This window comes from Thauera sp. SWB20 (assembly GCF_000831325.1).
GTDB classification, from domain to species: Bacteria; Pseudomonadota; Gammaproteobacteria; order Burkholderiales; family Rhodocyclaceae; genus Thauera; species Thauera aminoaromatica.
In genome coordinates this window covers 140,584-163,488 of sequence record NZ_JTDM01000021.1, presented here as the reverse complement: position 1 = coordinate 163,488, position 22,905 = coordinate 140,584, and the positions used below count along the sequence as shown (strand labels likewise).

21 protein-coding genes and 1 tRNA gene are annotated in these 22,905 nt (G+C 68.7%); 8 read left to right on the top strand and 14 right to left on the bottom strand.

The window, feature by feature from the left end; genetic code table 11:
- The first annotated feature begins 164 nt into the window (after nucleotides 1-164).
- Nucleotides 165-2,297, top strand: a complete 2,133-nt coding sequence (locus PO78_RS18195; protein WP_040828751.1) for a sensor domain-containing diguanylate cyclase — start codon at nucleotides 165-167, stop codon at nucleotides 2,295-2,297.
- Here the strand turns inward: PO78_RS18195 and PO78_RS18190 are convergent.
- On the bottom strand, nucleotides 2,288-3,301 hold the full coding sequence (locus PO78_RS18190) for a Fe(3+) ABC transporter substrate-binding protein (RefSeq protein WP_004304089.1): 1,014 nt from the start codon (nucleotides 3,299-3,301) through the stop codon (nucleotides 2,288-2,290). The genes PO78_RS18195 and PO78_RS18190 overlap by 10 nt on opposite strands.
- Before the next feature lie 117 nt (nucleotides 3,302-3,418).
- Between PO78_RS18190 and PO78_RS18185 the strand changes: the two genes are divergently transcribed.
- Nucleotides 3,419-3,778 carry a DUF2325 domain-containing protein gene (locus PO78_RS18185; protein WP_004304087.1) on the top strand — a complete coding sequence of 120 codons (360 nt, stop codon included), beginning with the start codon at nucleotides 3,419-3,421 and terminating at the stop codon, nucleotides 3,776-3,778.
- A 57-nt stretch (nucleotides 3,779-3,835) separates the two neighbouring features.
- On the opposite strand, the gene PO78_RS18180 is transcribed toward PO78_RS18185, so the two are convergent.
- From PO78_RS18180 to PO78_RS18155, 6 genes are all read right to left on the bottom strand, one after another.
- Complete coding sequence (locus PO78_RS18180) at nucleotides 3,836-4,387, bottom strand: C40 family peptidase (RefSeq protein ID WP_043745772.1); 552 nt, start codon at nucleotides 4,385-4,387, stop codon at nucleotides 3,836-3,838.
- Nucleotides 4,388-4,475: 88 nt separating this feature from the next.
- Nucleotides 4,476-5,117 carry a 3'-5' exonuclease gene (locus tag PO78_RS18175; protein ID WP_004304083.1) on the bottom strand — a complete coding sequence of 214 codons (642 nt, stop codon included), beginning with the start codon at nucleotides 5,115-5,117 and terminating at the stop codon, nucleotides 4,476-4,478.
- Nucleotides 5,114-7,015 (bottom strand): DUF294 nucleotidyltransferase-like domain-containing protein, encoded by a 1,902-nt coding sequence (locus PO78_RS18170; RefSeq protein WP_041589662.1) that lies wholly within the window; start codon nucleotides 7,013-7,015, stop codon nucleotides 5,114-5,116. Before PO78_RS18170 ends, PO78_RS18175 begins: the two co-directional genes overlap by 4 nt.
- A 74-nt stretch (nucleotides 7,016-7,089) precedes the next feature.
- Entirely contained in the window at nucleotides 7,090-8,568 is a 1,479-nt protein-coding gene (locus PO78_RS18165) for a PhoH family protein (RefSeq protein ID WP_004304078.1), read from the bottom strand.
- 106 nt (nucleotides 8,569-8,674) lie between these two features.
- On the bottom strand, nucleotides 8,675-9,130 hold the full coding sequence (locus PO78_RS18160; protein ID WP_004304075.1) for a peroxiredoxin: 456 nt from the start codon (nucleotides 9,128-9,130) through the stop codon (nucleotides 8,675-8,677).
- Between the two features lie 145 nt (nucleotides 9,131-9,275).
- The gene (locus tag PO78_RS18155; protein WP_004304073.1) at nucleotides 9,276-9,659 is read right to left on the bottom strand and encodes an Mth938-like domain-containing protein; all 384 of its coding nucleotides are present in this window, start codon (nucleotides 9,657-9,659) and stop codon (nucleotides 9,276-9,278) included.
- A gap of 152 nt (nucleotides 9,660-9,811) precedes the next feature.
- Between PO78_RS18155 and PO78_RS18150 the strand changes: the two genes are divergently transcribed.
- The 5 genes from PO78_RS18150 (at nucleotide 9,812) to PO78_RS18135 (ending at nucleotide 13,825) form a co-directional block, all read left to right on the top strand.
- Nucleotides 9,812-11,119, top strand: coding sequence for a pyridoxal phosphate-dependent aminotransferase (locus PO78_RS18150; RefSeq protein ID WP_004304070.1), 1,308 nt, complete (start codon nucleotides 9,812-9,814; stop codon nucleotides 11,117-11,119).
- Between the two features lie 66 nt (nucleotides 11,120-11,185).
- Complete coding sequence (locus tag PO78_RS18145) at nucleotides 11,186-12,493, top strand: homoserine dehydrogenase (RefSeq protein ID WP_004304068.1); 1,308 nt, start codon at nucleotides 11,186-11,188, stop codon at nucleotides 12,491-12,493.
- A gap of 116 nt (nucleotides 12,494-12,609) precedes the next feature.
- Complete coding sequence (locus PO78_RS18140; protein ID WP_004304067.1) at nucleotides 12,610-13,272, top strand: MOSC domain-containing protein; 663 nt, start codon at nucleotides 12,610-12,612, stop codon at nucleotides 13,270-13,272.
- A 152-nt stretch (nucleotides 13,273-13,424) separates the two neighbouring features.
- A complete protein-coding gene (locus PO78_RS23250) occupies nucleotides 13,425-13,571 on the top strand; it encodes a hypothetical protein (RefSeq protein ID WP_004304065.1) in 147 nt (48 codons plus the stop codon).
- Between the two features lie 41 nt (nucleotides 13,572-13,612).
- Nucleotides 13,613-13,825, top strand: a complete 213-nt coding sequence (locus tag PO78_RS18135; RefSeq protein ID WP_004304063.1) for a dodecin — start codon at nucleotides 13,613-13,615, stop codon at nucleotides 13,823-13,825.
- Between the two features lie 57 nt (nucleotides 13,826-13,882).
- On the opposite strand, the gene PO78_RS18130 is transcribed toward PO78_RS18135, so the two are convergent.
- The gene (locus tag PO78_RS18130) at nucleotides 13,883-14,734 is read right to left on the bottom strand and encodes a tellurite resistance TerB family protein (RefSeq protein WP_043745769.1); all 852 of its coding nucleotides are present in this window, start codon (nucleotides 14,732-14,734) and stop codon (nucleotides 13,883-13,885) included.
- 257 nt (nucleotides 14,735-14,991) lie between these two features.
- On the opposite strand from PO78_RS18130, the gene thrC reads away from it, so the two are divergent.
- Nucleotides 14,992-16,455, top strand: coding sequence for a threonine synthase (thrC, locus tag PO78_RS18125; protein ID WP_004304059.1), 1,464 nt, complete (start codon nucleotides 14,992-14,994; stop codon nucleotides 16,453-16,455).
- 122 nt (nucleotides 16,456-16,577) lie between these two features.
- Here thrC and PO78_RS18120 read toward each other — a convergent pair.
- The 6 genes from PO78_RS18120 to PO78_RS18095 all read right to left on the bottom strand — a co-directional run bounded on the left by PO78_RS18120 (nucleotide 16,578) and on the right by PO78_RS18095 (nucleotide 22,902).
- Nucleotides 16,578-16,662, bottom strand: a tRNA-Leu gene (locus PO78_RS18120).
- A 153-nt stretch (nucleotides 16,663-16,815) separates the two neighbouring features.
- Complete coding sequence (locus PO78_RS18115; RefSeq protein WP_043745766.1) at nucleotides 16,816-17,409, bottom strand: DUF2946 family protein; 594 nt, start codon at nucleotides 17,407-17,409, stop codon at nucleotides 16,816-16,818.
- A 16-nt stretch (nucleotides 17,410-17,425) separates the two neighbouring features.
- Nucleotides 17,426-18,271 (bottom strand): carboxylating nicotinate-nucleotide diphosphorylase, encoded by an 846-nt coding sequence (gene nadC, locus PO78_RS18110; RefSeq protein ID WP_004303316.1) that lies wholly within the window; start codon nucleotides 18,269-18,271, stop codon nucleotides 17,426-17,428.
- A 132-nt stretch (nucleotides 18,272-18,403) separates the two neighbouring features.
- A complete protein-coding gene (locus tag PO78_RS18105; RefSeq protein ID WP_043745763.1) occupies nucleotides 18,404-19,945 on the bottom strand; it encodes a bifunctional ADP-dependent NAD(P)H-hydrate dehydratase/NAD(P)H-hydrate epimerase in 1,542 nt (513 codons plus the stop codon).
- A gap of 138 nt (nucleotides 19,946-20,083) precedes the next feature.
- A complete protein-coding gene (locus PO78_RS18100) occupies nucleotides 20,084-21,637 on the bottom strand; it encodes a SpoVR family protein (protein WP_004303319.1) in 1,554 nt (517 codons plus the stop codon).
- Nucleotides 21,634-22,902 (bottom strand): YeaH/YhbH family protein, encoded by a 1,269-nt coding sequence (locus tag PO78_RS18095; RefSeq protein WP_004303321.1) that lies wholly within the window; start codon nucleotides 22,900-22,902, stop codon nucleotides 21,634-21,636. Before PO78_RS18095 ends, PO78_RS18100 begins: the two co-directional genes overlap by 4 nt.
- Between the last annotated feature and the right edge of the window lie 3 nt (nucleotides 22,903-22,905).

Sequence of the window (22,905 nt, the reverse complement as noted above, 5' to 3'; positions counted from 1 at the left end):
CGCGGCGGCGGTCGCGGGTCGATCATGCATAATTACGCGATGTCCCCGCGTCCTTCAATCTTCGTCCCGTGCAGCGCTCGGCAAGCTGCCCGGGTCGTCCATACCATGCCTTCCGGCTGGGGGGGCAAACCACGCTCCTGCGGTGTGCCCGAGGCGCGTTGATCTTGGCGACCTCGGTGCTGCACCGCTTCCGTCGTCCGCTGCAGGCCACCGGCCTGCTCGGGGTGCTCTTCGTCCTCAGCGTCTTCATGCCGCCGGTGCGCCTGTTCGCCGATGCGCGCGATTACCTGCCGCTGCATTCAGGGCTGGAGATCTTCTCGCTCGTGGTCGCCGGGATGGTGTTCGCGCTTGGCTGGAACCTGCGCCGCAGCGCGCGCGGGGCACGGCTGGTCTGGCTCGGCGCAGCCTGCCTCGCGGTGGGGCTGCTCGATTTCGCCCACCTGATGTCCTTTCCGGGCATGCCGCCCTTCTTCACGCCCAACAGCGCGGACAAGGCGATCGCCTTCTGGCTGATGGCGCGTCTGCTCGGTGTGCTGGGTCTGCTCGCCCATGCCGTGCTGCCGGAGCGCGATGGCGGCGGATCCGCCGCGGCCTGGGCCGTCCTCGCTGCGATCGGCGTCGCCTTCGGCTGGAGCTGGCTCGTCCTTGCGCACCCGCAGGTCTTGCCGGCGACCTTCATCGAGGGGCAGGGCGTAACCCCGTTAAAGAGCGTGCTGGAGGGTGGGCTCGTGCTGCTGCACCTTGCTGCCGCGATCTTGCTCGCGCGCCGCGCGCTGGCGGACGGCGAATCCGCCGCTGGCTGGCTGGCCGCCGCCGCGGCGACGATGGCGCTGGCCGAGCTGCATTTCGCGCGTTATGCCGCGGTCGCCGACCTTTACAACGTGCTCGGGCACGCCTACAAGGTGGCGGCGTTCGCGATGATCTATCGCGCGGTGTTCGTGTCCGGCGTGCGTGCGCCGCAGCGGACGCTGGCGGCCGAGCGGGCGCTGCTGCGCGGGCTGATCGATTCGGTGCCCGACCTGATCGCCTTCCGCGATCGGGAAGGCCGTTACCTGGGCTGCAACAAGGCCTTCGCCGAGGCCTACGGGATCCGCGAGGCGGCCCTGGTCGGGCGCAGCGACGGCGAGGTGTTCGCGGGGCGGCTGCCGCTCGCCGGGGCCGGCCAGGACACCGTGAGCTGCGCAGAGAACCACGAGGAGTGGCTGGAGGCGGCGGACGGAACGCTACGTCTGCTCGACACCTTGCGCACCCCCTATTTCGACCTCGACGGCGTGCAGCTCGGCGAGATCCGCGTCAGCCGGGACTTCACCGAACGGCGCCGGGTGCGCGAGCAGATCGCCGAGCGCGAACGCCGCCTGATGCTCGCACTCGAAGGTGCCGAGCTCGGTTTTTGGGACTGGGACGTGCCGAGCGGGCGAGCGAATTTCAGCCCGATGTGGTGCAGGATGCTCGGCTATGCAGCGGAGGAGCTGCCGGCGAATGTATCGAGCTGGGAGTCCCTGGTGCATCCGGACGACTGGTACGACATCCGCGACTCGCTCGAGCCGCACCTGCGCGGCATCAAGGATGCCTATCGCGCGGAATACCGCCTCAAGCACAAGAGCGGGCACTGGGTCTGGGTGCTCGCGGCGGGCCGCGTACTCGATCGCGGCGCGGGCGGGGAGGCGCTGCGCATGGTCGGCATCCACCAGGACATCTCGCAGCGCAAGGCGATGGAGGAGAGCCTGCTGCAGCTGGCCACCAGCGATCCGCTCACCGGGCTATGGAATCGCCGCCACTTCGTCGAGGTCGTGCGCGGCGAACTCGGACGCGTGCGCCGCAACCAGGCGCCGGCAGCGCTGCTGCTGATGGATCTCGACTTCTTCAAGCGCATCAACGACACCCACGGCCATGCCGCGGGTGACGAGGTGCTGCGCCATTTCACCGCGACGGTGAGCGCGCAGTTGCGCGAGGCCGACGTGTTCGCACGCCTGGGCGGGGAGGAGTTCGCGGTCCTGCTTCCCAGCATCGACGCGCTCGGCGCGGTGCGGGCGGCGGACCGGCTGCGCAGGGTGGTGGCGGATTCGCCGGCCAGCGTCGACTCGGGGGCGCTGCACTATTCGGTCAGCATCGGCGCGACCATGCTGGACGCGGCCGACGAGGGCTACGAGGCCGCCTATGCGCGCGCCGACGAGGCCTTGTACGCGGCCAAGCACGCCGGGCGTAACCGCGTCGTGCTGGCGCCGGCGAGTGCCGGTGCGCCCTGCGGCGAGCCCGTCAGCGAGGGGGCCGCCGCAGGGGCTGCGGATCAGCGGTAGCCGGCGCGGTCGAAGATGCGCTGGGCCTCGGCCACCGTGTCGGCGAGCTCGCCGATCGGCAGGGTGTCGGCCTTGAACTCGCCGAGCTTCTTCAGCGCGGGGTTGTCCACCTTCACGCTCGGCACCGCCGGCCATTCGTTGTTGCCGTTGGCGAAGTATTCCTGCGCCTGGTCCGAGGCGAGATACTCGAGGAACTTGACCGCGGCCTCCTTGTTCGGCGCGTGCTCGAGCATGCCGGCGCCGGACACGTTGATGTGGGTGCCCCAGGTCGCCTGGTTCGGCCATACCGCCTTGATCTTCGCGACCACGGCCTGGTCTTCGCGCTTGTCCGAGTTCATCAGGCGGGCGAGGTAGTAGCTGTTGGCGATGGCCACGCCGCACTCGCCCGCGGCCACGGCGCGGATCTGGTCGGTGTCGCCGCCCTTGGGCGCGCGTGCGAAGTTGGCGACGATGCCCCGGGCCCAGTTCTCGGTCGCTTCCGCGCCGTTGTGCTTGATCATTGCAGCGCCGAGCGAGAGGTTGTACGGGTGGCTGCCCGAGCGGGTGCACACCTGGCCCTTGAGCGCGGGGTCGGCGAGCTGCTCGTAGGTCTGCACCTGCTCGGCCTTGACCATGTCCGGGTTGTAGACGATCACGCGTGCGCGGGTCGAGTAGGAAAACCAGTTCGGTGCGCGCAGGTGGGCGGGGATGCGGGCCTCGAGCGCGGCGGACTTCACCGGCCGGAAGATGCCGAGTTCGTCGGCCTTCGCCAGGCGCGAGGCATCGACGGTGACGAAGATGTCGGCCGGACTGTTGGCGCCCTCGTTGCGGATGCGCTCGAGCAGTTCGTCTTCCTTCGCCTCGATGCGGTTGATCTTGATCCCGGTCTGCTTGGTGAAGTTGCCGTAGAGCTCTTCGTCTGTCTGGTAGTGGCGGGCGGAGTAGACGTTCAGCTCGGCGGCGGTGACGGTGCCGGTGAGACCGAAGGCGGCGATGATCGAGGCGATGAGGACTTTCTTGCTCATGGTGTGCGAACCTTGGTGTGTTTGCGGTGCGACGATACTAACGATAAAGGTTCGCAGTTGCAAATGGATCGCATTCACTTCATTATTGTTGAGAAATGTTCTCAACAAGGAGATTCCATGAATGCGCTGCTCGTCGGTGCCGACCGCCTCGGCAACATCCCGGATGTTCTGCACAACTTCGGCATTCGCATCGCCGCCCACGTCAGCGGCCGCGACACGACGCACCAGCGCCGCAGCACGCCCTTGCCGAGCGGGATCGGGCTGGTGATCCTGTTCACCGATTTTCTCGGCCACAACGTCATGCAGCGCTTCCGTGAGGCCGCAGGCAAGCAGGGCGTGCAGGTGGTGTGCTGCCGGCGCTCCACCTGCGCGCTGCAGCAGGCGCTCGATCGGCAGATGGGTTCGCGCTGCGACGAATGCCCGCGGCGCTGCGAGAAGGCATCCGGTGGGCGCCGGCGGGCGTCATCTGCCTGCTGAAAAAGCAAGAGGCCCCGGCATGCGGGGCCTCTTCCTCGGCGTGTTCCTCGCCGGCGCTCAGTGCGTGCGCATCACCTGGGCGCTGAGACCGAGCGATTCCTCATCGACCAGCCGGCGGGCGCCGTTGAAGCGTTTGGCCCAGTACGTCGCGGAGATGTTCTCGACGCGAACCTTGCCGCCGCTCGAGGGGGCATGCACGAACTTGCCGTCGCCGAGATAGATGCCGACGTGCGAGAAGGTGCGTCGCATGGTGTTGAAGAACACCAGGTCGCCCGGCTTGAGGTCCTGCTTGCCGATCTTGTCGCCCAGGCTCGCCATCTCGCTCGCGCTCCGCGGCAGGTCGAGCCCGACGGCATTACGGAACACGTTGAGCACGAGTCCGCTGCAATCGAAGCCGGTCGCCGGCGAAGTGCCTCCGAAGCGATAGCGGATACCCAGGTAGGAGAGCGCCTCGTCGACCAGTTGTTCGGCGGCCGTGGTGTACTCCTCGAACGCCGAAGACGCCTGGAAGGCGTGCTCGCGCTGCGCCGGGGCCGGCTCCGCGGCTTGGGCGGGAAGGGCGAGCGCGAAGGAGGCGAGCAGGGCAGGTAGGGATGTCCGGAAAAACATTCGCGGAAATATACGCATCGAGCTATCCGGTGTAAAGGGAAATCTGCGCCTGTCGGACGCATTCGTCCCGGTTCTTGTCGGCCTGCTTTCAGACCTTGATCTTTTGCCGGTAGGCCTGGGCGTGCTCGGCAAGCGCGCGCGGACTGGTGACCGCGAGCGAGAGTGCGCGCGACTGCGCCGCGAGGAAGAGTTGCGCGATCGCCCAGGCGTCGCCGAGCGCGTGGTGGCGCTGGAAGGTCTCGATCTCGAAGGCGGCCATCCAGTCGGCGAGCCGACCGGGGCGTTCCAGCCGCTCGGGAAACAGCGAGGGCAGCAGGAAATAGAGGTCGATCCAGAGGAACTCTGGCGTGAAGCCGAGCATTCTCGAGAACGCGCGCTCGAGCATCGTGCGGTTGAAGGTGGCGTTGAACACGACAAGCGGGCTGTTGCGGGCGAAGCCGAGCAGCCCGGCGAGCGCATCGCCGGGCAAGGGCTCGAGCTGCGCGTGATAGGCGTCCTGCGGGTGCAGCAGGCCGCCGTCGACGGCGATGGCGCCGACCGCGAGCAGGCGGTCGCGTTCGAGGTCGAGGCCGGTGGCCTCGGTGTTGAGCACCACGTAGCGCGACTCGAAATGAGGCTGTTCGTGCGCGGACTCGGCGAGCGCATGCCAAGCCTCGAGCGCGCGCTCGGCCTCGGCGCTCAGCGGCGGCTGGTTGCCGCGGGCGTTCTTCAGGCGAGAGAGCCAGCTCATAGTTGGTAATCGAGTTTAAGCCGTAGCTGGAGCTTGCGCGCCTGGCGGAAGGCTTCCTTGAGGATGCGGCGGTCGAGTTCGTTGAGCGATTCGGGGTCGATGCGGTTGTCCTCGGCGGAGTCGTGCTCGGTCTCGAGGTGCTGCGAACGCAGGCGCAGCAACTGAATGAAGTTGAAGCCGTCGATGATGGCCGAGACTTCCTCCGGACTCATGCCGCCGATCTTGGTGCTGCCCTGGCGCAGGCGCTGCACCGTGCTGCTCGACTCCACGCCGGTGCGCAGGGCGAGGATGCGGGCCACATCGACGAACAGGCGGGCGCCGGATTTCTTCATGTCGATGGTGCCGTCTTCATCCACCACGAAGTCGCGGATGCGCCCGAGCGGGGGCATGACCTTGAGGGCGTTGGCGGCCATCATGCGCAGGAAGGCGCTGTTGCCCTTGGCACCCTTGTTGAGCGCGCTGCGCAGCTGGTCGCCGAAGCGTTCGTTGCCGTAGAGCACGCGGAAGTCGAAGAAGATCGAGGCGTTGAGCAGGGCCTGCGGGTCGGGCTCGCGGATCCAGTCGCCGAAGCGCGACTTCCACTCGTCGAGGGTCAGGCAGAGCTCGGGGTTGCTCGCCATGATGTTGCCTTTGCACAGCGGGAAGCCGCAGGCCGCGAGGTCTTCGTTGACCGTGCGCGCGAACTCGACCAGGCGGGCGCGCGTGTCCTTGAGTTGCTTCGGCTCGGCGCAGCGGAAGATGATCCCGTTGTCCTGGTCGGTGGACAGGGTCTGCTCGTGGCGGCCCTCGGAGCCGAAGGCGAGCCAGGCGAAGTCGATCCCCACCAGCTCGTGGCGTTCACGCGCCAGGATGATGATGCGGCGCGTCAGCGCGTCGTTGAGCGCCGAGATGAACTGCGTGAGCTGCTCGGCGCCGATGCCCTGGGCGATCAGGTTCAGCGCCAGCTGACGGATGTCCTTGCTCGCACGCTGCAGGGCCTCGATGTCGGCGGCGTTGTCGATGCCGGCGCGGATCTGGCGCAGGCTGATGCGCTGCAGCGAGAACAGATCGCGCTCGGAGACCACGCCCAGCAGCACGCTGTCGGAGTCGACCACGAGCAGGTGGCGCACGCCGTGGGTGGCCATCTCCAGGGCCGCGTCGTAGGCCGAGGCGCTCGCCGGCAGCTGGTGCGGATTGGCGGTCATCAGCTCGCCGATCGGGCGCGCGAGGTCGAAGCCGGCGAGGATCACGCGCGGCAGCAGGTCGCTCTGGGTCAGGATGCCGACCGGGCGGCGTTCCGCGTCCACCACCACCATGCAGCCGAGATGCAGCTCGGACATGCGCTCGAGCGCGCTGCGCGTCGGCGTATCGGGGGTGACGAAGACCGCCTCCTTCTCGATCAACTTGCCGAGCGCCGTGGTCATGGTCTGCTGCTCGGCGGCGCGCTGGGCGAACGTGCTCTGCAGCTGCTGGCGCGACTGGCTGAGCAGGCTGGCGATGTACTGCGTGCAGAAGAGGTGGAACACCGGGCTGATCTGCATCAGATGCAGGAAGTCGTCGGCGCTGATCTGGAAGCAGAAGCTGTCCTCGACCGCCACGTAGGCGTTGGTCGAGGGGCGGCGCGCGGAGATGGCGCCGATCGGGAAGCACTCGCCCGGCCCGAGGGTTAGGCTGGTGTACTCGGTGACCGTGGTCTGGCCGGTCTGCCGGGCCTGGATCTTGCCGCGCTGGACGATGTAGAAGTGCGACGGCACACCCGATTCGGGCGTCAGGATCTCGCTGCCACGGGCATGGAAGGCGAGCACCGCGCGCTCGGCGAGAGAGGCGAGCGCGCCCGGCTCCATGCGGTTGAAGGGGGAGAAGTTGCGCAGGAAATCCATGCTGGCTCCCACCAGCAGGTCGGCGGCGTCGTTGCTCATGGGCGGACCGGGATCGAAGCAATCACACATTATAGGCGCGCGCATCGCGGGAACGGCGAGCCGCGAGGGCTGCGTCAGAGCACCTCGGCGGCGTGGTCGGCGAGGCGGGAGCGTTCGCCGCGCTGCAGGGTGATGTGGCCGGAGTGGGCCCAGCCCTTGAAGCGGTCGACCACGAAGGTGAGGCCCGAAGAACCCTCGGTGAGGTAGGGCGTGTCGATCTGCGCGATGTTGCCCATGCAGACCACCTTGGTGCCGGGGCCGGCGCGCGTGATCAGGGTCTTCATCTGCTTGGGCGTGAGGTTCTGCGCCTCGTCGATGATGAGGAACTTGTTGAGGAAAGTGCGGCCGCGCATGAAGTTCAGGCTCTTGATCTTGATGCGGCTGCGGATGAGGTCGCGGGTGGCCGCGCGACCCCAGTCGCCGCCCTCGCCGGCGGTGCCGTTGAGCACGTCGAGGTTGTCCTCGAGCGCGCCCATCCAGGGTGCCATCTTTTCTTCCTCGGTGCCGGGCAGGAAGCCGATGTCCTCGCCCACCGGAACGGTGACGCGGGTCATGATGATCTCGCTGTAGCGCTTCGACTCCAGCACCTGGGTGAGCCCGGCGGCGAGCGTCAGCAGGGTCTTGCCGGTGCCGGCCTGGCCGAGCAGGGTGACGAAGTCGATCTCGGGGTTCATCAGCAGGTTGAGCGCGAAGTTCTGCTCGCGGTTGCGCGCGGTGATGCCCCAGACGTTGTTCTTGTGGTGGCTGTAGTCGGTGAGGGTCTCGATGAGGGCGCTGCGGCCTTCCTTTTCCTTCACCCAGGCCTGCAGCGGGTTGTCGCCGTCCTGATAGACGAACTCGTTCACCAGCATCTCGGCGGCGAGCGGCCCGCTGACGCGGTAGTAGCTGCGGCCTTCTTCCTTCCACGACTGCATGCCGCGCGCGTGGCTGTCCCAGAAGTCGGCGGGCAGCTCGCAGGTGCCGGTGTACAGCAGGTCGCTGTCCTCGAGCACCTTGTCGTTGAAGTAGTCCTGCGCGGCGAGCCCGAGCGCACGGGCCTTGATGCGCATGTTGATGTCCTTCGACACCAGGATGACCTCGCGCCCGGGGTGCTTCTCCACCAGGAACATCACCACCGCGAGGATCTGGTTGTCGCCGCGCGCGGTCGGCAAGGCCGGCGGCAGCTTGATGTCGATCGCCTCGGTCTGCAGGTGCAGGCGTCCGGTGGCCTGGCCGCGCGAGGGGCCCTCGAGCGCGATGCCCGCGGCAATGCCGTCTTCCGAGGCGCATACGATCTCGTCGAGCATGCGGCTGGCCTGGCGGGCGTTGCGTGCCACCTCGCTGGTGCCCTTCTTGTTGTTGTCGAGTTCCTCCAGCGTCATGATCGGCACGTAGAGGTCGTGCTCCTCGAAGCGGTACAGGCTGGTCGGGTCGTGCATCAGCACGTTGGTGTCGAGCACGAAGAGCTTGCACGCTGCCGGGGCCTTGCGGGTACGGCGGACACGCTTGATGGCAGGCTCGCCCGCGTCCGCGGGGAGGGACGGGGAGGTGGCGGATTTGCGGAGGGCGGACATGACGTGGATCCGGGAGGGCGGCAGGACGGCCGCAGGAAGAGGCGAGGCGGCGCCGGGGCGCCGAGCGTGCGGGACGGCTCGCGGTGCGCGGCCGGCGCCGCAAGGATCAGAGCGCGCGCGCGGCGGCGAGCACTTCCTCGGCGTGGCCGGGCACCTTCACGCCACGCCATTCGCGCGCGATCGCGCCCGCGGCGTCGATGAGGAAGGTGCTGCGCTCGATGCCACGCACCTGCTTGCCGTACATGTTCTTCAGCTTCATGACGCCGAAGGCCTCGCAGGCCTGTTCCTCGGGGTCGGAGACGAGTTCGAAGGGCAGTTCGAGCTTGGCCTTGAAGTTCTCGTGGCTCTTGAGGCTGTCGCGGCTGATGCCGAAGACGGCGCAGTCGGTGGCGGCGAACTCGGCGTGCAGCGCGCCGAAGTCGCGCGTCTCGTTGGTGCAGCCGGGGGTGTTGTCCTTGGGGTAGAAGTAGATCACCACCTTGCGGCCGCGCAGCGCGGAGAGGGTGACGGTGTGGCCGGCGGTGGCGGGCAGGGAAAAGTCGGGGGCGAGGGGGGCGCTCAATCGGGTCTCCTGTTCGTCGGGGCGGCGGGGCTGCGCGCTCGGGGCGAGCGCACCGGCGCACGTGCTTCGTATGCCTCAGGGTAGCCGAAAGCGCCTGCCCGGGTGAAGAGCGTATTGCGGCGGCGTTACCGCCGCGTTGCGCCGCTCAGCGTTCGTGGAGCAGTCCGAGCACGACCGCGCGGCCTTCGGCCACGAGGATGTTGTAGGTGCGGCAGGCGGCGGCGAAGTCCATGAACTCGAAGCCGATGCGCGCCTCGACCAGCCCGCGCAGCAGCGGTGGCTGCGGGAAGCGCTGGCGGCGCCCGGTGCCGACGATGAGGATCTCGGCGCCGAGTTCGGCTGCGCGCGCGAGATCCTCGGCCGTCAGTCCTGCGAGGTCGCCACCGGCCTGCGGGGCCCAATCGCCCACAATCCGCCCGGCGCTGACGAGCACGTTGCCCTCGTGGCGGGTCTTCCCGATCATCACGTGGTCGTCGCCGTAGCCGGTTATCACGTTGGTGTTGGCGTGCTTGTCCTGGTAGAGCTTCATCGTCCGTTCCTGGTCGCGGCATGCGGCGCACGCCGGCGGTTGCCCGCGATGCCCGGGCAAATTGCCGCAGTGCGGGAGCGCGGCTAAGATATCAACCTTTTGGCGTGCGGGAAAACTCCGGCGCGCGTTTCCACCTCTCAGGAAGGAATGGCATGAAAGCGGTGAAGACACTCGAGCTCGCGGCGGCATCCCCCGAACCGGTGATCAAGGCCGAGGCGGGCGCAGCCGCCGCGCCGCGTCCGATCCGCAAGTCCGCCAAGCTCGCCGAGGTCTGCTACGACATCCGCGGCCCGGTGCTGGTGCGCGCCAAGCAGATGGAGGACGAGGGGCACAAGATCATCAAGCTGAACATCGGCAACCTCGCCGCGTTCGGCTTCGATTCGCCCGAAGAGATCCAGATGGACATGATCCGCAACCTGCCCAACGCGGCGGGCTACTCGGACTCCAAGGGCATCTTCTCCGCGCGCAAGGCGGTGATGCACTACACCCAGCAGAAGGGCATCAAGGGTGTCACCATCGAGGATATCTACATCGGCAACGGTGTGTCCGAGCTCATCGTAATGGCGATGAACGCGCTGCTCGACGCCGGCGACGAGGTGCTGGTGCCGGCGCCCGACTACCCGTTGTGGACCGCTGCGGTGAGCCTGTCGGGCGGCAAGCCGGTGCATTACCTGTGCGACGAGTCCAAGGGCTGGCTGCCGGACATCGACGACATGCGCGCGAAGATCAACGCCAACACGCGCGCGATCGTGGTCATCAACCCGAACAATCCGACCGGCGCGGTGTATCCGGACGAGACCCTGAAGCAGATCGTCGCGCTTGCCCGCGAGCATGACCTGATCCTCTACGCCGACGAGGTCTACGACAAGGTGCTCTACGAGGGCGTCAGGCACACCTCGATGGCGGCGCTGTCCGAGGACGTGCTGACGATCATCTTCAACGGTCTGTCGAAGAACTACCGCTCCTGCGGCTACCGCGCGGGCTGGATGGTGGTGTGCGGCGACAAGCGCCGCGCCAACGACTACATCGAGGGCCTCAACATGCTGGCCTCGATGCGCCTGTGCGCCAACGTGCCCGGCCAGTACGCGATCCAGACCGCGCTCGGCGGCTACCAGAGCATCGACGACCTGGTCGCCGAGGGTGGGCGCATGCGTCGCCAGCGCGACCTCGCCTGGGAACTGATCAACCAGATCCCAGGCGTGAGCTGCGTGAAGCCGCAGGCCACGCTGTACATGTTCCCGCGCCTGGATCCCAAGGTCTATCCGATCGAGGACGACCAGGCCTTCATCGCCGAACTGCTCGAAGAGGAGCGTGTGCTGCTGGTGCAGGGCTCCGGCTTCAACTGGCCGCATCCCGACCACTTCCGCCTGGTCTTCCTGCCGCACGAGGACGACCTGCGCGACGCCATCGGCCGCATCGCCCGCTTCCTCGAGAACTACCGCAAGCGTCACGGCACCTGAGCCGCCACCGGAAGGCGGCTGCGCCGCCTGCTCCTCCCTCCTGACACCTCACACCTCACGGACAAAATGAAACCTATCAACGTTGGCCTCCTTGGCATCGGTACCGTCGGTGGCGGCACCTACACCGTCCTCAAACGCAACGCCGAGGAGATCACCCGGCGCGCCGGCCGTCCGATCCGCATCGTCACCGTGGCCGACAAGAACCTCGAGCTCGCGCGCAAGGTGACCGGCGGCGAGGTCAAGCTCACCGACGACGCCTTCTCGGTGGTCACCGATCCGGGCATCGACATCGTCGTCGAGCTGATCGGCGGCTACGGCGTGGCCCGGGAGCTGGTGCTGAAGGCGATCGAGAACGGCAAGCACGTGGTCACCGCCAACAAGGCGCTGCTCGCGGTGCATGGCAACGAGATCTTCGCCGCGGCGCAGAAGAAGGGCGTGATGGTGGCCTTCGAGGCCGCGGTCGCGGGCGGCATCCCGATCATCAAGGCGCTGCGCGAAGGCCTCACCGCCAACCGCATCGAGTGGCTGGCCGGCATCATCAACGGCACCACCAACTTCATCCTGTCCGAGATGCGCGACAAGGGCCTGCCCTTCGCCGAGGTGCTCAAGGAAGCGCAGGCGCTCGGCTACGCCGAGGCCGATCCGACCTTCGACGTCGAGGGGGTCGACGCCGCGCACAAGGCGACGATCATGAGCGCGATCGCCTTCGGCATCCCGATGCAGTTCGACAAGGCCTACATCGAGGGCATCAGCAAGCTCGACTCGGTGGACATCGGCTACGCCGAACAGCTCGGCTATCGCATCAAGCTGCTCGGCATCGCCCGCCGCCGCGAGAACGGCGTCGAGCTGCGCGTGCACCCCACGCTGATTCCGGCGAAGCGCCTCATCGCCAACGTCGAGGGTGCGATGAATGCGGTGCTGGTGCAGGGCGACGCCGTCGGCGCGACGCTCTACTACGGCAAGGGCGCGGGCGCCGAGCCCACCGCTTCGGCGGTGATCGCCGACCTGGTCGACGTCACCCGCCTGCACACCTCCGACCCCGAGCACCGCGTGCCCCACCTGGCCTTCCAGCCCGACCAGGTGCACGACGTTCCGGTGCTGCCGATCGAGGAGGTCGTGACCTCCTACTACCTGCGCATGCGGGTCGAGGACAAGCCGGGCGTGCTCGCCGACATCACCCGCATCCTGGCCGACAGCGGGATCTCGATCGAGGCGCTGATCCAGAAGCAGGCGGCCGAGGGCGAGGCGCACACCGACATCATCATGCTGACCCACCAGACCGCGGAAAAGAACGCCAATGCCGCCATCGTGCGCATCGAGGCGCTGCCCGTAGTGCAGGGCAAGGTCGTGAAGCTGCGTATGGAAGCTCTCTGAGCGCAGTTTCGAGTCGTGATCGAAGACGAGGCCGTGCCCCCGGGTGCGGCCTCTTGCGTTCACGTCATCCCGGGTCGCCATTGCTGCGACCTGGAAGGCAGGGAGGATTGGGGGACATGAAGAGCAAGGTGGATGAGGTCTTCGTCGGCAAGGTGCGCCTGCTGTCGATCGAGGGCGAGCGCAGCGGCATCGTCAAGTCGCCGGCCGCGGGCCCGGTCATGCTGACGCCGACCGGGCTGGAGGGCGACGAGCAGGCCGACCTGCGCCACCACGGCGGCCTGGAGAAGGCGCTGCACCACTATCCGGTCGAGCACTACGCGGTGCTGGCCGCCGAGTGGCCACAGTGCGCAGCCGCGCTGGGTGCGGGTTTCCTCGGCGAGAACATCAGCACGCACGGGCTGGACGAGCACGTGCTGTGCATCGGCGACGTGCTGCGCATCGGCGCGGCGCGCGTGCAGGTGAGCCAGACGCGCTCGCCGTGCTGGAAGATCGACCTGCGTCTGCAGGTCGAGGGCGCCTCGCGTTTCGTCGAGGCGGCGGGGATCACCGGCTGGTACTACCGCGTGCTGCAGCCGGGCAGGATCGCCGCGGGCGACACGATCGAGCTGCTCGAGCGTCCCAATCCCTGGCTCACGCTTGCCGACTACTGGGACACGGTGAGCGCGCACCGGCCCGATGCCGGGCTGCTCGCACGCATCGCCGGCGCGCCCGGGCTCGCCGGCGACAAGGCGACGCGCTGGCGCGAGCGTGCGGCGTGGCTGCGCGCGCAGGGGGGGTGAGGAGGTGGACGGCGAGGTGGGAGGGCGCGTGGGCGGTGGCGGGAGCTCCGGGCATGCGCGACACCACAGGCGTTTGCGCCTAGACTGAAGCACGGCGGCGCGCGCGAGGCGCATGCCGCGATTCCCAACCCTTGCCTGCAGGACGCCTTCGCATGGCCTTCAAGCTCGCCGTCTTCACCGCCATCGTGGTTGCGATCGCCGTGCTCGGCGTCCGTGGCTATGTGGCGTCGGTGCGCGGCTTCGAGGCTGCGCGGGCGTTGCGCGGGGAGGATCGGTCCGCGGATCCGGACGCGGACTGAACAGCCATCCGGCGCTGGCCGGCACCGCAGAGGAGGACAAGATGTCCGATCGCGTCTACAAGCTCGTCGAAATCGTCGGCACCTCGCACGAGAGCACCGATGCCGCCATCCGCAATGCGATCGAGACCGCTGCGCGCACAATCCGCCACATCGACTGGTTCGAGGTGATGGAGACGCGCGGCCACGTGGTCGACGGCAAGGTCGCGCACTTCCAGGTCACGCTGAAGCTGGGCTTCCGGCTCGAGAGCGAGTGAGGCGAGTCGCGCCGCCGCGCCAGCTTGGCGTGCGGCGGTGCGGCCCGATACCCGCGCTCAGACCGCGGTGGCGCCGGTGATCTCGTGCAGGCGGGACAGCGTCGCACCGTCCAGGCGCAGTGCCTGGGCGAGCTGGCGCAGGTAGGCCGCCTCGGCCGGGGTGTCGAGTTCGATCGCGAGCAGCGAGGCGGCATAGACCTCGACCGCCACCATCTCGTTGGGCACCTCGGCGACGAGCGCGGCGAGGTCGAGCGGGCGACGCAGTTCGGCGATCATGAACTGCTTCTCCTCCTCGCTCAGGCCGTCGGCGCCGATGCGGCCGACGATGCGCTGGATCTCGTCCTCGCTCACTTCGCCGTCGGCCTTGGCCGCCGAGATCATCGCGCGCACGATCAGCTCCGCGGTCGCGGGCTCGGTCATGGTTTCGAGTTCGGGGGCGGCGAAGCCCGCCGTGTCGGGTGCCATCGCGGCCTGCGCGCGGCGGCCGTCGGTCCAGTTCTTCAGCGCCGCCATCGCGATGGTGGCGAGGATGGCCATGCCGGCGTTGCCGCCGCCGCTGCGCGTGCCCGTGCCGCCCCCGGCGCTGCCTCCGAGCAGGCCGCCGAGCAGATCGCCCAAGCCGCCTCCGCTCGTGCTGCGGCCGCCACCGAGCGCGCCGCCGAAGATCTCGCCCAGGCCTCCCATCCCGCCCGCCGCGGAGCCGCCACGGCCGCCGCCCAGCACGCCACCCAGCAGATCGCCCAGGCCGCCGCCCGCGCTGCCACCTGTGCCGCCCGCCGCCTGTCCGCCGAGAATGCCTCTGAGCACGTCTCCGATACCGCCCGCGCCCATGGCGTGGTCGAGGCGCGAACGGCCCTGCTGGCCCATGCCTTGCTGAAGGATCTGGCCGAGGATGTTTCCGAGGTTCATGGCGGACTCCCGTTCATGATGTGAAGGTCCGATTGTATCGGTGTGCGGGCCGCGGGCGTGCGGCATATTCGGGCGTCCTGCACATCGCGGGCGCGTGCGGAGCTGCGGCGCGCGACGTCGTTCCCGCGTTCGGCGTCCGGGCTCCTCGCCGGGGTTGGGGTGTGCCGGCAAGCCGAATTCGTCCGCCGAATTCGTTAGAATCGAGCCTTTGCGCCGGACGGCGCGCGCCGACCACGTCACCCTGAAGGACTGCCCACGTGAAGTATCTCTCCACCCGCGGCCACGCCGGCCAGCCCGCCAACCCGGAGTTCTGCGACATCCTGCTCGGCGGCCTCGCCCCCGACGGCGGCCTCTACCTGCCCGAGACCTATCCGCAGGTGACGCGCGCCGAGCTCGACGCCTGGCGCGGCCTGTCCTACGCAGAGCTGGCGTTCGCGATCCTGTCGAAGTTCATCACCGACATCCCCGCCGTCGACCTGAAGGCGATCTGCGCCAAGACCTACACCGCCGAGGTCTATCGCCACGTGCGCGCGGGCGGCGACGCGCGCGACATCACTCCGGTGCACTGGCTGGAGAAGGATGCCGACGGCCGCGGCCGCCTCGGCCTGCTCGAGCTGTCCAATGGCCCGACGCTGGCCTTCAAGGACATGGCCATGCAGCTGCTCGGCAACCTCTTCGAATACGTGCTCGCGAAGCGTGGCGAGACCATCAACATCCTCGGTGCCACCTCGGGCGATACCGGCTCGGCGGCCGAGTACGCGATGCGCGGCAAGCACGGCGTGCGTGTGTTCATGCTGTCGCCGCACGGCAAGATGAGCGCCTTCCAGCGCGCGCAGATGTATTCGCTGCAGGACGACAACATCTTCAACATCGCCGTCACCGGCATGTTCGACGATGCCCAGGACATCGTGAAGGCGGTCTCCAACGATCACGCCTTCAAGGCCAGGCACAAGATCGGTGCAGTGAATTCGATCAACTGGGCGCGGGTCGCGGCGCAGATCGTGTATTACTTCAAGGGCTACTTCGCGGCCACGACGAGCAACGACGAGCAGGTCGCCTTCTGCGTGCCCTCGGGCAACTTCGGCAACATCTGCGCCGGCCACATCGCCCGCCAGATGGGCCTGCCGGTGGCGAAGCTGATCCTCGCCACCAACGAGAACGACGTGCTCGACGAGTTCTTCCGCAGCGGCGTGTATCGCCCGCGCAAGGCGGCCGAGACGCACGTGACCTCCAGCCCGTCGATGGACATCTCCAAGGCCTCGAACTTCGAGCGCTTCGTCTTCGACCTGGTCGGCCGCGACCCGAGCAAGGTGGCCGCGCTGTGGGCCGAGGTCGACGCCGGGCGCGCCTTCGACCTGTCCGGCACGGACGAATTCGCCCGCATCGGCGCGTTCGGCTTCGTGTCTGGCGCGAGCAGCCATGCCGATCGCCTGGCGACCATCCGCAAGGTGTACGAGCGCTACGGCGTGATGATCGACACCCACACCGCCGACGGCGTCAAGGTGGCCTGGGAGCGCGCCGCCGACGTACCTGCGGGCGTGCCGGTGCTGGTGCTGGAGACCGCGCTGCCGGTGAAATTCGCCGAGACCATCGTCGAGGCCCTTGGGCGCGAGCCGGAGCGTCCCGCAGACCTCGAAGGCATCGAGAAGCTGCCGCAGCGCGTCGAGGTGATGGCGCCCGACGCCGACGCGATCAAGCGCTTCATCGCCCAGCGCACCTGATCGCCGGGTCCCCGTCGGCGAGCGGGCCGGCGGGGACGCCGGGACGTAAACGAAGAAAAGCCCGCGAGCGATTCGCGGGCTTTTCTTCGTCGGACGCCGCCGTCGTCGGCGGGGCCGTAATCTGGTGCCTTGGGCGAGACTCGAACTCGCACGGCTTTCGCCACTACCCCCTCAAGATAGCGTGTCTACCAATTTCACCACCAAGGCTTCGCTGCTGCGGTGTTCTGCGCCGTGGCGCCGGCCGCATCGAGCAAGGGCGCGGATCATAGCCGTGAAGCCGGGTGGGGGTCAACACCTGCCGTGTCTGATGCGAGCGCCGAGCGCGGGCGTCGTTGCGGCGACGGAAGACGGCGCTGCGGATCAGGTGCCGATGGCTTGCGGGTGGGGCTGGAAGCCGAGGCGCCCGGGGATTGCCGCACGCGCGCAGAAGGCCACGTCGACCTCGCGCCAGCGCAGTGTCGGGCCGGACTGCCCGTCGATCAGTGCGAGCAGGTCCTCGTCGCCGGCGGGCGTGCCCCCGAGCTGGCGCAGCTCGGCGGCGAAAAGCGCGAGGTCGCGGTCGTCGATCATCGCCGGACCCAGGTCGGTGGCGAGGAAGGCGCAACCGTCCGCGTCGACCAGCACCGGTCCGGTCGTGGTCGCCTCGCGTCCGGTGTGGGCGACCAGGCGGCCGTCGGGATGCAGGCGCAGGATCAGCGGTGCCGCAGCGAGTTCCACGTAGACGCGCTGCGGGCCGTTATCGACCCCCCAGTTGCCGTGCGCGTCGCCGGTGTAGTGGGCGTCTAGGAAGGCGAGCAGTCCGGGGTGGGTGATGATCTCGCCGCGCAGCCGCCAGCCGCCGCGGGCGTCGAGCGCGAGCCAGCCGTAGCAGGCCGGCACCATGGGCCAAGCGGGCAGGGCGGGCGGGTCGGAAGCGGCGGGCGCGGCAGGGGGCAGGGGGGCGCTGGCGGCCATGGGCGGACCCGCGCCCTCAGCGCTCGACGTGGCGCAGCGACAGGTCGAGCGCTCGTACGTCCTTGGTCAGGGTGCCGATCGAGATGCGGTCGACGCCGGTCTCGGCGATCGCGCGCACGCGCTCGAGATTCACGCCACCCGAGGCCTCGAGTTCGGCGCGGCCGGCATTGATAGCCACCGCCTCGCACATCTGCTCGAGCGTCATGTTGTCGAGCAGGATCATCTTCACGCCGGCATCGAGCGCCTCGCGCAGTTGCCCCAGTGTCTCCACCTCGACCTCGATGAACACGTTCGAGGGCGCGATGGCACTTGCCTGCTCGACCACCTCGCGGATGCCGCCGGCCGCGATGATGTGGTTCTCCTTGACCAGGATGCCGTCGTAGAGGCCGACGCGGTGGTTGGTGCCGCCACCGATCGCGACCGCGTACTTCTGCGCCAGGCGCAGGCCCGGCAGGGTCTTGCGGGTGTCGACGATCTTGGCGCGGGTGCCGGCCACCGCATCGACGAAGCGGCGGGTGACGGTGGCGGTGCCCGAGAGCAGCTGCAGGAAGTTGAGTGCGGTGCGCTCGGCGGTCAGCAGCACGCGCGCGCGCGCGGCGATCTCGCACAGGGTCTGCCCCGCCTTGACGCTGTCGCCGTCCTTGACGTGCCAGTGCACCACCGCCGCCGGGCTGAGCGCGGCGAACGCGGCGTCGAACCAGGCGGTGCCGCAGATGACCGCGTCCTCGCGGGTGATGACGCGGCCGCGCGCCTCGGTGTCCGGTGCGATCAGGCGCGCGGTGAGGTCGCCGGTGCCGATGTCCTCGGCGAGCGAGGCTGCGATGTTGCGCTGGATTTCGACGCGGAGCTGTTCGGAGAGCATGGGAGGACCTGCAAGGTTAGGCGGGAAGGGCGGCGGGCCGGGCGAGGCGGCGGCCCGGCACAGACGCGCCAGGCGCCGGGTGGCTGCGCCCGGTGGCGCCGCCGGGATGCTGCGATTCTAGCACCGGCGCGCTCAGCGCCCGGTCCGCGGGGAATGGGGGCCGGTGTTGCGCGGCTCGCGCTGCGCCTCGATCAGCCAGCCGTTGAAGACGCCACGGGCGGCGTCGATGGTCTCGCTCGCGCTCAACCCGACCGGACCGATGCCTTCGCGTGCGAGTCGGTCGGCTGCGGCACCGTGCAGGTGTACGCCGGCGATGAGCGCGGACTCGGGCGGCCAGCCCTGCGCGAGCAGGCCGGTGACGAGGCCGCTCAGCACGTCTCCCATGCCCGCGCTTGCCATCCCGGAGTGGCCGCTGCCGTTGATGAACCAGCGCTCGTCGGGTGTGGCGACGATGCTGCCACAGCCCTTGAGCACGACCAAGGCACGGTAGCGGCGGGCGAGTTCGAGCGCGGCACGCAGCCGGTCGGCCTGCACGCTTGCGGTGTCGCTGCCGAGCAGGCGGGCAGCCTCTGCGGGGTGGGGGGTGAGCACGGTGGCTGCGCCGCGCGTGCACAACACCCGGCGCAGCGCCGCATCGGCGGAGAGGAGGTTGAGCGCGTCGGCGTCGAGGAGCAGCGGGATCGGGCGCGCGAGGGCGTCGGCGAGCACGTTGGCGGACGCGCCCTGGGTGCCCAGGCCGGGGCCGATGGCGAGCGCGCTGAGGCGCTCGGGCAGGGTCTCGGCGCGACGCAGCATGAGCTCGGGGTGGGCGAAGTCGACCGCGGGGCCGGCGGGGTCGAGCAGGCCGACATAGACCCTTCCCGTCCCCAGCCAGAGCGCGGCGCGGCCGGCGAGTAGCGCGGCGCCGACCATGCCGGCGTTGCCGCCGAGGATGGCGGCGTCGCCGTAGAGACCCTTGTGGGTGTTGCGTGGGCGCGGCTGCAGCAGATGGCGGAACAGCGAGGATGCGATCGCGTGACCGCGCGCCGGCAGCCAGGCAGGGGCGTCGATCTCGATGCGCTGCACGCTGATCTCGCCGCAGTGGTCGGGGCCGTCGTTGGTGAGCAGGCCGGGTTTGAGGGCGATGAAGGTGGTGGTGTGGGTGGCGCGGAAGGTGGCGCCGAGCGGGCTGCCGGTGTCGGCGTCGAGTCCGCTCGGGACGTCGAGCGCCATGCGCGGGCAGGGTTGGGCGTTGAGGGTGTGGATCCAGCTCGCGTAGCGGTCTTCGATCGGGCGTCCGAGGCCGATCCCGAAGAGCGCGTCGACCACCAGGGCCCAGCCGTTGGCCGGCGCGGCGGGGAGGTCGGAGACGATGCTGCCGCCGGCGGCGAGGTAGTCGGCGTGCGCCTTGGCCGCCTCGGCCGGCAGACGCTCGGCCGCGCTGCAGAACGCGACCACTACCTCGCGCCCGGCCTGGGCGAGCTGGCGCGCCATCACGAAGCCGTCGCCGCCATTGTTGCCAGGGCCGCAGGCGATCAGGATCGGCCCGGGGCGATCCATGATCAGCCGTACCGCATCCTGCGCGGCGGCGCGCCCGGCGCGCTCCATCAGCGGCGGGCGGGCGTTCGGGATGAGTTTGTCCTCGATCTCGCGGATGCCGGCGACGGGGTAGATCGGACGCAGGGGGCTGAACATGACGGACTCCGGTGGGGGAGTCGGGATTCTACGTCCTCGGCTGCGCGCGCCCAATGCGCGCGGGCGCAATCTTGGCGGCCGGAGCGCGACCCGCGTCGCCCCTGCGGTGGCCTTCGGGTCGCTTCGGGCGACAGGCGCTCAGCCGGGCGGGCGGGGGCGGGTGGTCTCGCCGCGGATCTCGTGGAGGAGTTCGACCTTGCCGTCGTCGTCCGCACGCTCGAGGCGCACGGTGAAGCCCCACAGGCGGGCGAGGTGGCGCATGACTTCGTCGGTGCCGTCGCCGAGCGGGCGGCGGCGGAAGGGGGTGTGGCGCAGGGTGAGCGAGCGGTCGCCGCGCAGGTCGACGTTCCACACCTGCACGTTGGGTTCGCGCGCGCCCAGGTTGTACTGGTCGGAGAGGATCTCGCGCAGCTTGCGGAAGCCCCCGTCGTCGTGGATCGCGGAGACCTCGAGCTTGTCCTCGTGGTCGTCGTCGAGCACCGCGAACAGGCGGAAGTCGCGCATGACCTTGGGCGACAGGTATTGCGCGACGAAGCTCTCGTCCTTGAAGTTGCGCATCGCGAAATCGAAGGTTTCCAGCCAGTCGCTGCCGGCGATCTCGGGGAACCAGCGGCGGTCTTCCTCGTCGGGGTCCTCGCAGATGCGGCGGATGTCCCGCCACATCGCGAAGCCCAGCGCGTAGGGGTTGATCCCGCCGAACCAGCGGCTGTTGTAGGGCGGCTGCGCGACGACGTTGGTGTGCGACTGCAGGAATTCCAGCATGAAGCTGTCGGCGAGCAGACCCTCGTCGTAGAGGTGGTTGAGCAGGGTGTAGTGCCAGAAGGTGGCCCAGCCTTCGTTCATGACCTGGGTCTGGCGCTGCGGGAAGAAGTACTGCGCGATCTTGCGCACGATGCGCACCACCTCGCGCTGCCAGGGCTCGAGCAGCGGGGCGTTCTTCTCGACGAAGTAGAGCAGGTTCTCCTCGGGCTCGGGCGGGAAGCGCGCCTCGGCGCGGGCATCGGTGCGCAGTTCGTGGGCGGGCAGTGTGCGCCACAGGTCGTTGACCTGGCTCTGCAGGTACTCCTCGCGCTCTTGCTGGCGCAGCTTCTCCTTGGCGAGCGAGAGCCTGGGCGGGCGCTTGTAGCGGTCCACGCCGAGGTTCATCAAGGCGTGGCAGGAGTCGAGCAGCAGCTCGACGGCTTCCTCGCCGTGGCGCTCCTCGCACTGGGTGATGTAGTTCCGCGCGAACAGCAGGTAGTCGATGATGGCGTCGGCGTTGGTCCAGGTGCGGAACAGGTAGTTGCCCTTGAAGAAGCTGTTGTGGCCGTAGGCGGCGTGGGCGATCACCAGGCCCTGCATGGTGAGCGTGTTCTCCTCCATCAGGTAGGCGATGCAGGGGTTGGAGTTGATCACGATCTCGTAGGCCAGGCCCATCTGCCCGCGCTTGTACCCCTTCTCGGTGGCGAGGAAGTGCTTGCCGAAGGACCAGTGGTGGTAGTTGACCGGCATGCCCACCGAGGCGTAGGCGTCCATCATCTGCTCGGCGGTGATGATCTCGACCTGCACCGGGTAGGTGTCGAGCTTGTAGTGCGCGGCGGCCCGGGCGATCTCCTCGTTGTAGCGGTCGATGGCCTCGACGGTCCATTCCGAGCCGGAGGGGAGCGGAGCCTTGGCGGCGCGGCCGCGCGTGCGGGGGCGGGGGGTCTTCATGCGATCGTCTTCTTGAACAGTTCGCGGAACACCGGGTAGATGTCGGCCGGCGACTCGATGCGCTGCATCGCGAAGTTGTCGTGCGCGGCCTCGAGCTTGGCGTACTCGCGCCACAGGTTCTGCGGCTCGCCGGCGGTGATCTCGACGTAGGCGAAGTACTGGCACCAGGGCAGGATCTCCTTGCCGAGCAGGCGCCCGCACACCGGTGAGTCGTTGTCCCAGTTGTCGCCGTCGGAGGCCTGGGCGCCGTAGACGTTCCACTGCCCGTTGGCGTAGCGCTCGCGCAGGATGTTGCGCATCAGCTCGAGCGCGCTGGAGACCACGGTGCCGCCGGATTCGCGCGAGTGGAAGAATTCGTCCTCGTCGACTTCCTTGGCCACGGTGTGGTGACGGATGAAGACGACCTCGATGTGCTCGTAGCTGCGCGTGAGGAACAGGTAGAGCAGCATGAAGAACCGCTTGGCCATGGACTTGCGCTCCTCGTCCATCGAGCCGGAGACGTCCATCACGCAGAACATCACCGCCTGGGTGGTGGGGCGGGGCTCCTTGACGCGGTTGTTGTAGCGCAGGTCGAAGCGGTCGATGAAGGGGATGCGTTCGATGCGCGCGCGCAGCGCGGCGAGTTCCTCGCGCAGGTCGCGCACTTCCTCGCTGTCTTCGCCGGCGCGCGCGAGCGCTTCGTCGAGTTCCTGCTGCAGCGCGCGGATGCGTGCAGCCCAGGGCGAGCCGAGCGCGAGCCTGCGCCCGAGCGCTCCGCGCATCGAGCGCACGATGTTGATGTTCGCGGGCACGCCATCGGACGTGAAGCCGGCGCGCCGCGTCTTGTAGTCGGTGACCTTGGCGAGCTGGGTGCGGATCAGGCGGGGGAGCTCGAGGTCCTCGAAGAAGAGGTCGAGGAACTCCTCGCGCGAGAGCTGGAAGACGAAGTCGTCCTCGTGCTCGCCGTCCTGGCTCGCCTTGCCCTTGCCGGCACCGTCGCCAGCGCCACCGAGTGGGCGCTTGATGCGGTCGCCGGTGCTGAACTGGTCGTTGCCGGGGAAGACCTGCTCCCAGATGCCGCCCTTGCCGTGGTGCAGAGAGGGCTCGGAGAGATCGCGCGCGGGAATGGAGATCTGCTCGCCGTTCTCCAGGTCGCGGATGGAGCGGCCGTGGATCGCCTCGGATACCGCCTTGCGGATCTGCTGCTTGAAGCGGCGCATGAAGCGCTGGCGGTTCACCGCGCTCTTGTTCTTGCTGTCGAAGCGCCGATCGATGATGCGGACCATGTC